This is a genomic window from Micromonospora sp. NPDC002717, assembly GCF_040295705.1.
Classification (GTDB): Bacteria; Actinomycetota; Actinomycetes; order Mycobacteriales; family Micromonosporaceae; genus Micromonospora.
On the sequence record NZ_JBEOVW010000026.1, the window covers coordinates 54,504 to 62,935 of the forward strand.

Here is an 8,432-nt window from a genome sequence, read left to right on the forward strand (position 1 = left end):
GGTGGCCGACCCCGCACCCGACCCGGCCGGGTCTTGGCGGACAGGGTCTACAGCTCGCGCGGCCACCGCGCGAACCCACCCGCGGGAGGATTAAAAAGTCGTGAACCCCAGCGACAGTGCAGGCGTGTTCGGGATATGAGCGCCGAGCGCGGGGAACTCTGCCGACTGCTGGTCGTCGGACCGACCAGTCAGGTCGACGTGAGTCTGCCCACCCACATCCCGTTGGCCGACATGATGCCGGCCCTGCTGAGCGCGCTGGGACCGGACCTCGCCGATCGTGGGCTGGAGCACAGCGGCTGGATTGTGCAGCGGCTGGGTGGACCGGCCTTCGACGAGTCGCGCACCGTAGGCGATCTCGACCTGCTCGACGGCGAGGTCGTGCACGTACGCCCGCGTACCGACCAGATCCCGCCGCTGGCCTACGACGACCTGGTCGACGGCGTCTCGGCCGGCATCCGCAAGCGGTCCGGGCTGTGGCGTCCGCAGACCACGCGGGTCACCGCCCTGCTGCTGTTGGCCGCCTGGCTGGCCGCCTGGCTGGCCGCCGCGCGGATGTGGCCGGCCGAGTCCCGGAATCCGCTGCTGCTCGCGGCGATGGCGGGGATGTGCTTCGTCGCGGGCTTCGCGGTGGTACGCAAGCTGGCCGACCGGGCCACGGCCGGAGTCCTGGGGGCCGCCTGTGTGGTCGGTACGGTGGTCGCCGCGCTGGAGGCGGTCGCCGGTGCCTCCGTACCCCGGTTGATCTTCTTGGGTGCCACCGCCGGCACCGTCGCCGCGTTGCTGGTGGCCACGTTCGTCTTCCCGCGCACCGGCTGGCGGCAGGTCACCGTCGGCCTGCTGGTGGCCTGGCTGCTGGTCGTCGCCGCGTTCGCACTGCACACCAGGGCCACGTTGGACTGGACCACGATCGCCGCGATCACGGTCGTCGTCACCACGGCGCTGCGCCCAGCGGTACCGTCGGCGGCCTTCAAGCTCGCCGGGTTCGCCCTGCCGGAGATGCCCGTCGAACCGGCGGACCTGCAGAAGGACATCGACCCGGAACCGGCCGCCGGGGTGCTCACCCGGGCCGCCGCCGCCGACCAGTTCATGACCGCCCTGTACGCGGCCCTCGGACTGGTCTCCGGAGCCGCGATGGTGTGGCTGGCGACGGCGCCCGGCTGGGCCGCACCGCTGGCCGCCTGGCTGGCCGCCGTCGCCCAGATCCTGGTCACCCGCCCGATGACGAGCATCTGGCACCGGGTGGCGCTGGCCGGTCCGGCGTTGGTCGCCATGGCGACCTGGTGCCTGACCGCGCCCACGGACCGGAGTCCGCTCGCCGCCCAACTGGCCATCGGCTGCTGCCTGCTCCTGGCGGTGGCGTGCGGGGTGGCCGCGAGGATCCCGGTCGGCCGGCGGTTCAACCCGATCTGGGGCCGGATGGGCGACCTGGCGCACACCGCGATGGTGGCCGCCCTCGGGCCGACCGTCGTGGTCATCACCGGCCTGATCGACGTGATCCGGGCGCGGGTGGGTTGACATGTCGTCGCGTCGTGACCAGGTGGACGCCCAGCGGTACATGATGACCCGGGTGACCGGTGCGCTGGTGCGGGCCGAGCCGGAGACCGCCGAGTCTCCGACCCGCCGGGACCGCACCGGCACGCTCGCCGGTCTCGTGCTCGGGATCCTGGTGCTGGCCGGGGTCGCGATCTGGGCGCTGATGCCGGGATCGGGCTCGACCAGTTGGCAGCAGCCGCGGATGCTGGTGGTGGACGCCTCGACCGGGGCGCGCTACGTGCTGGTCGACGGCCAACTGCGCCTGGTCAACGACGTGGCGACGGCCACCCTGCTGGCCGGCGGTCGACTCACCCCGGTCACCGTCTCCTCGTCCAAGCTCGCCAAGGTGCCCCAGGGCCCGCCGGTGGGTACCCCGACCGGGCCGCAGGTGCTGCCGGCGGCCAACCGGGTCAACCAGGGCGTGTGGCGAGCCTGTAGCCAGGACACCGGCCGGATCGTCCTGGACGTCGACGTGCCGGCGGCCCCCGATCCGCTCGGCGACGGGCATGCGCTGCCGGTCACCGCAGGCGGCAAAACCTACCTGCTGTGGGGCGGGCGACGGCTGCTCCTTCCCCAGCCGTGGATGGCCGACGTGCTGGGGCTGGGGCTGCTCGCTCCCGTGCCGGTGGCGACCGCCTGGCTGGAGTCGATCCCGCTGGGCGGCACGGTCGGCCCGCCGAAGGTGGCTCGGGCCGGCGGCGCCGGGCCGAGGGTGGCCGGCCGGCCGACGTCGATCGGCCAGATGTTCGGCGTGGACATGGGCAACGGCACGGTCAACCACTACCTGATGACCACCGACGGGCTGGCCCCGCTGACCGAGACCGAGTACCGGTTGCAGCGGGCCACGCCGGGCGGGGCCAGGGAGACCGCCATCACCGCGGCCGATCTGGTCGCCGCCGGTCAGCGCAGTCCGGTGCGCCCGCTGACCACGCTGCCGGCCACCCCACCAGTGCCACCGTCCATGCCCGAGGACGCCGTGGTCTGCGTGGAGTACGCGGGGCAGGCCGACGAGAAACCCACGGTCGTCCTGGCCAGCGGAACCGGCATGCCGACCGGCGGCAGCGGCGGGAAGACCACCGTGACGGTGCGGGTGCCGTCGGGCGGGGGAGCGTTGCTGATGCCCCCGGCGACCGCCGACACCGACCGGTGGCGGCAGCAGGGCCTGCTGGTCAACGAGCGGGGGATCGCCTACCCGATCATGGGCGGCGACGTCGCCACCCTGGGCTACTCCCTCAACCAGGCGGTGGTCATGCCCCCCGCGCTGGTCGCCATGCTGCCTCCCGGGCCGGCACTGGTCCGGCCGGAAGGGAGGTGAGGCCGCGGGGTATCCGACCGATCCGCTGCCGCGGCCCGGCCCACCGGGCGGACGCGGCAGACGCGCCCCACATCACACACCTTCCGGCGACAGCGCCGGATGACAAACAAGGAGAGTCATGACAACCCCCAACAACGGGATCGTCGCCGATCAGGCGACCATCTCCGGCATGGTCATGGCGTTCGCTCAGGCCCAGAGCGAGGCCAGGAACAGCCACTCGAACGTCGTGGCCGCAAGCCAGGCGCTGGCCGCCTCGTGGTCGAGCGACATGGCTGGGCCGAAGTTCCAGCAGGCCGTCAACAACTGGCTGGCCGGCTTCCAGAAGGTCCAGCAGGGCCTGAACATGCTCAACCAGAACATGCAGCAGTACTCGCAACTGACCACCACGACCGAAGACGACAACGCCATGCGGGCCGGCGGCTGGGCGGCAGCCTGACCGCCGAGCGTCCTACCCGCGAAACCCGGGCCGACAGAACCCGGACCGACGAACGTTAAGGAGGCCGAGGATGGCCAACTACAACATCAATCCCGCTGCGGTACATGCGGTCGCCGACACCATGACCAGGGAGACCCGCGAGCTCGACGCGTCGCTGGAGAACCTCGTGGCCCATGTGACGCGGTTCGCCGCAGCCAACAACGGCCAGGCGCCCGAAGCCTACAAGGCCGCTCAGCAGCTGTGGAATCAGGGTCAGCAGGAAATGCGAGCTGCCCTGGCAATGGGGCAGGCGCGCCTTGTGGAAATCGTCCAGAACTACGTTGTCGGCGACAACCGGGGCGCGGCCATCTTCAGTTAGGAGACCGCTGGCGCCGGTGTCCTGGACCAGTGCATGTGATGCCGGTCCACCGGAACCGACGCGACGGATCACCTACCTGAGGGCAGCACCCAGCCGGACCTGACGCCGCACGGGGGTCGGGACGGCAATCCTGCCGAGCCGATACCGGGTCAGACGCACTGGTCCACCGCACCGCCGGGTGGACCAGTGCGTCTGGCTCACCGCTGTCCACGGACTCGCCCGGACCCCGGCTTTCGTCGGGTGAGGACAGCCGAGTCCCGCTGGCCCGTCTCCATCGAGAGGAAGAAACGATGAAGAACATCGTCATCAACGAGAGCTACCTGCGGAAGCTGCACGGCATCTACACCAAGCAGGTCGACGAGATCGATCTGATGTACGGCAAGGTCTACCCGTACGGCTCCCTGCCGGATTCGACGGTCGACATCACGAAGCCGCTCAAGCTGCGCCTCGGCGGGAAGGGCTTCACCGAGGCGGAGGATCTCACGGGGGCGATCGACGTCGTCCGGGGGGGCATGGCCGCGCGCTTCAAGGGCGCGCGAAGCGAGATCAACAACCTGGAGCTCGGCATCAAGTTCCTGCTGGCCGACTCCGACGCCATCGAGCAGGCGAGCACGCTGAGCGCCGAGCAGTTCGAGTACTTCATGCCCAAAACCGGGAGTTAGTCATGACGAACACCGCGACGTTCGAGGATGCCCTGGCGAGCATTCTGGGGCTGGTGCTCGGCGGTGGAGAGGGCGGGGACAAGGCTTCCATCAACGACAGCTTCCGACCGCGGACCATCAAGGGGCCCGGTTACTGGCTGATCACCCAGACGAGCACGCTCAAGAAACTCACCCCCGGCGGGTGGATGCCGGAGTACAACAAGGACGCGGTCACCTTCTACCGCTGGAAACAGGACGGGGCGACAAAGCACATCACCCGGGTGACGGTGTGGGTGGGCGTGACCAACAGGGACAAACCCCAGGGGCAGGAGCGCAACACCACCGACCCGGGGAACTCGACCAACGCCGACGGTAACCCGGTCGTCTCGCTCGGCAACGCGTGGGAACGGATGATCAGCGACCTGCCCAAGGTGGCCGGCCCGAACACCACGTTCGACGCGGACTCGATCGGGTCGGTCCGCGAGATCCTGGGCAACCTGACCACCCACGCGCTGGGAATCTCGAGCGAGCTGACCGATCAGGTCAAGTCGGTGAACGCCAAGAGCCCCGACTTCAAGGGCTCCGCCGAATCGGCCTGGCGGCACCGGGTGCAAGAGGCGAAGAAGTACCTCGCCGACATCATGCCCCAGTTCAAGCAGTGGGACACCTCGCTGGCCCAGGTCGAGCAGGCCATGAGGGACTTCGTCGACGCGGTGCGCGACACCTTCGAGAAGTGGACCTCGATCCACCCGGCCGGCATCTGGCAGCACCCGTACCGGGTCATCGCCACGATGTTCAACGAAAGCACGCTCGAGTACGGCGACCTGCACGATGGCCAGTCGAACGCCTGGGACCTGGGCCAGCAGTACGCCGACACCGGGGACCGAGAAGGATCGGAATACCGTGGAACCAAGCTCGGTGGATCGGACGCGGGTACCGTCACGTGGACGCCGCCAGCATGGGTGAAGTACCACCCGTTCGACGCCTTCAGCATCCCCGAGTGGAACAAGCTGGACCAGCATCTGCGCCAGATGTGGGCCGACAAGGCTCTCGAGACCTTCGAGCCGGCGGTGCTCGCGGCGAAGAACCTGGTGGCGGTGTTCGCCGAGGCACGCAACCCGATGAGCATCACCGACCCGAAGCCGGTGCCACCGAATCCGATGCCCAACGACGTGGGGATGCCCAACGGCGCATTCCCCAACAACCCGTTCGGGAACATGGGTAACCCCTTCGCCAACTGGGGTGACCCCTTCGCGAACATGGGCAATCCGTTCGCGAACATCGGTAATCCATTCGCGAACATGGGCAATCCGTTCGCGAACATGGGCAATCCGTTCGCGAACATGGGCAATCCATTCGCGAATGTGGGCAATCCGTTCGCGAACGTGGGAGCGAACTTTGGCAACCAGTTCCCCAACGGCGGCAGCATGGGGAACCCGTTCGCCAACGGCGGTGGCTTGGATAATCCGTTTACCAACGGGGCCGGCGCGGGCGCTCACTTCCCCACCAGCCTGATGCCCAATTCGGGCGCCGGTGGTGGCGCGGGTAATCCGTTCGCCAATGGCGCTCTGGGTGCCGCTTTCACCGGCGGTGGCGCGGAGAATCCGTCTGGCGGTGGCGCGAGCAACCTCTTTCCCGCCAGTCTGATGTCCAAGTCAGAAAAACCGTCCGAGGCTGGTGGTGCAGGTAATCCGTTTGCCAACAATGGCGCCGTGGGTGCCGCGTTCGGCGGTGGCGCGGGTAATCCGTTCGCCAACGGCAGCTTGGACAATCCGTTCACCGAAGGCGGTGCGGGCAACCCGTCTGGTGGTGGGGGCGCGAACAGTCTTCTTCCCCCCGTTCCGATCCCCGAGCCGGTCGTACCGTCTGTCGGCGGTGGCGCGCAGAACCCGTTCACCGGCGGTGGTGGGGGCAGTTCCCTGCCGACCAAGAACTTCGGGCTCAACCGCAGTCCGTCCGGGCCGCAGTCGTTGGGTGACCTGACGCCGTCCCAGTTGCGGCAACTGGACAAGGCCGGGCTGCTGGACGATGTGCCGCTCACGGCTGAGCAAGCTGACTACCTGCGGAAGAACGGTCTGTCGCCGGGGGGTGCGACGAAGCTCGGTCAGCTCAGTCCGGATCAGCTCGACGCGTTGGCGCGCGGCGGGCTGCTGGACGAGACCCCCCTCACCAGTGACCAGCGGGCGAAGCTCGGCCTGGACGGGCCGCAGTCGTTGGGTGACCTGACGCCGTCCCAGTTGCGGCAACTGGACGGGGCCGGGCTGCTGGACGATGTGCCGCTGACGGCTGAGCAGGCTGACTACCTGCGGAAGAACGGTCTGTCGCCGGGGGGTGCGACGAAGCTCGGTCAGCTCGGTCCGGATCAGCTCGACGCGCTGCAACGCGGCGGGCTGCTGGACGATGTCCCTCTGTCGCCGGAAGAGCGGGCGAAACTCGGGCTGCCGCCCAACCCGTCGGGGAGTTCCGGCGGGGGTGGGTCCGTACCGGGCCTGGACGCGGGCAGGTTGCCGTGGCCCGACACCGGGCCGACGGCGCCGGTGGACCGGAATTTGTTCCCGACCACGGTCGACGGCAAGAACGTGTCGCCGAAGCCGGGTACGACCGGGAGCATCACCACCCCTCCGGCATTCGGCGACGTCACGAGACCCGGTTCGGCCAGCTTCCCGCACGTTCCCGGGGTGCAGGTCGGCACCGGGGGGCTGTCGGCGGTGCCGGGTGTATCCGGCTCGCCCGGGGCGCTGAACCCGGACAAGCTGGGGGTGCCCGTCGGAGGCCCGGTCGGGACCAACCTGAATTCAGGTCCGGGTGCCGGCCCTGGTCTCCCGCAGCCCGGCGGGGGTGGCATGCCGGGCGGTGGCATGCCGTTCATGCCCCCGATGATGCCGGGCATGGGTGGCGCACCCCAGCCCGGACAGGACCGTGATCGCCAGCGCAGCACCTGGCTGAAGGAGGACGAGAAGGTCTGGGGTACCGACCCCGACTGTGCGCCCGCGGTGATCGGCCGGCGCGGTCGTGACACCCGGGTCGAGGACGACGAGTTCGGCATGCCGGTCGACGAGCGCCCCGGCAGCCAGGACGAACGCCGCCGGTACCGGGGCCGTTGAACACTGTTGCGCCGATGTGAACCCGGTGCCGCATGTCAGCCGTGGGATAGCAGAGGAGGTAATCGGGATGAGCATGTTGGGCGACGAGGAACTGTTGGCCGAGATGCGTGCGGCCCTGAAGGACGTCGAGGAGGCGGCCGACCGGGTACGCCGGCGTGTGGCTCGGGCGCAGACCACCGTGGAGGACAAGAAGAAGCTGTTGTCGGTGACCGTGGGTGGGCACGGCGAGCTCACCCGGATCACCTTCAACGGGGACGCCTACCGGCGACTCGCGCCACCCGAGCTGGCCGACCTGATCGTGACGACGGCGCGTACCGCTCGCGAGAAGGCCCAGCGTAAGACGATGGCCGGTGCCGCCGAGCTGACGCGTCACCTCTCCGAGCTCGACGACGCCGCGCAGTCGGCCGGGAGCATCGAGGAGCTTGTCGAGGGCATCGCCAGCATGGTTTCCGGCAGTGCCAACCGGCGGCCCGGGCCGGCGGCGTCATGAGTGAGCGACGGTACGAGTTCAACGGGGACGCCGTGGCCCAGCGGGTGCCGTTGCTGCGCCTGTTCAAGGAGCACCTGTTCGCCGGCACGGTGGACCCGATCCTCGAGATCGCCGAGTGCCGGTGGGCGGCTGGCGTTCCCGCGGACGACGAGCTGAGCCTGCAGGCCCGCGAGGCCGCGCAGCAATTGCTCGGGGGCATCGTGCTCGCGGCGTACGTCAAGCTGATTGAGGCCTCCGGATTCCAGGGCGACAAGGTGGACCTCTATCGCCGTGTCGGGGAGAACACCGAGGCCACCGTCCACGATCTGGTTCCGGACATGAGCGGTGGCGCGCGGGGTTGATCCGCGGGGACGGGTTGGTCGTGGGTTGGGGCGGCGGCCTGCGCCGCCGAGTGATGTGCACTGAGTGCCCCTGATCGGGGGCGGGAGGGGGCGTTGGCGATGGGTGAGGCCGCCGTTCCTTCCGTGGGGCTCAGTGAGTCGTCGAAGCGGGCCCTGGAAAATTTCACCGGGATGCGGTTGCACCGGTCGAAGTTGCCGTTGTTGGCGTATGACC

Annotated in this window: 8 protein-coding genes; all 8 read left to right on the forward strand. The window is 69.3% G+C overall.

Going from position 1 to position 8,432, the window contains the following annotated elements; all coding sequences use genetic code 11:
• The first annotated feature begins 135 nt into the window (after positions 1 to 135).
• The 8 genes from eccD (at position 136) to ABT006_RS28355 (ending at position 8,218) form a co-directional block, all read left to right on the forward strand.
• The gene (eccD, locus tag ABT006_RS28320) at positions 136 to 1,515 is read left to right on the forward strand and encodes a type VII secretion integral membrane protein EccD (RefSeq protein ID WP_350711302.1); all 1,380 of its coding nucleotides are present in this window, start codon (positions 136 to 138) and stop codon (positions 1,513 to 1,515) included.
• 1 nt (position 1,516) lies between these two features.
• The gene (gene eccB / locus ABT006_RS28325) at positions 1,517 to 2,848 is read left to right on the forward strand and encodes a type VII secretion protein EccB (RefSeq protein WP_350711303.1); all 1,332 of its coding nucleotides are present in this window, start codon (positions 1,517 to 1,519) and stop codon (positions 2,846 to 2,848) included.
• 118 nt (positions 2,849 to 2,966) lie between these two features.
• Positions 2,967 to 3,284: a WXG100 family type VII secretion target gene (locus ABT006_RS28330; protein WP_350711305.1), complete on the forward strand. Its 318-nt coding sequence runs from the start codon at positions 2,967 to 2,969 to the stop codon at positions 3,282 to 3,284.
• Positions 3,285 to 3,354: 70 nt separating this feature from the next.
• Positions 3,355 to 3,642: a WXG100 family type VII secretion target gene (locus ABT006_RS28335; RefSeq protein ID WP_350711307.1), complete on the forward strand. Its 288-nt coding sequence runs from the start codon at positions 3,355 to 3,357 to the stop codon at positions 3,640 to 3,642.
• 290 nt (positions 3,643 to 3,932) lie between these two features.
• On the forward strand, positions 3,933 to 4,304 hold the full coding sequence (locus ABT006_RS28340) for a hypothetical protein (protein WP_350711309.1): 372 nt from the start codon (positions 3,933 to 3,935) through the stop codon (positions 4,302 to 4,304).
• A gap of 2 nt (positions 4,305 to 4,306) precedes the next feature.
• Positions 4,307 to 7,387 (forward strand): hypothetical protein, encoded by a 3,081-nt coding sequence (locus tag ABT006_RS28345; protein WP_350711311.1) that lies wholly within the window; start codon positions 4,307 to 4,309, stop codon positions 7,385 to 7,387.
• Positions 7,388 to 7,454: 67 nt separating this feature from the next.
• Complete coding sequence (locus tag ABT006_RS28350) at positions 7,455 to 7,877, forward strand: YbaB/EbfC family nucleoid-associated protein (protein WP_350711312.1); 423 nt, start codon at positions 7,455 to 7,457, stop codon at positions 7,875 to 7,877.
• 32 nt (positions 7,878 to 7,909) lie between these two features.
• Positions 7,910 to 8,218 (forward strand): hypothetical protein, encoded by a 309-nt coding sequence (locus ABT006_RS28355; RefSeq protein ID WP_350711314.1) that lies wholly within the window; start codon positions 7,910 to 7,912, stop codon positions 8,216 to 8,218.
• Positions 8,219 to 8,432 lie beyond the last annotated feature (214 nt).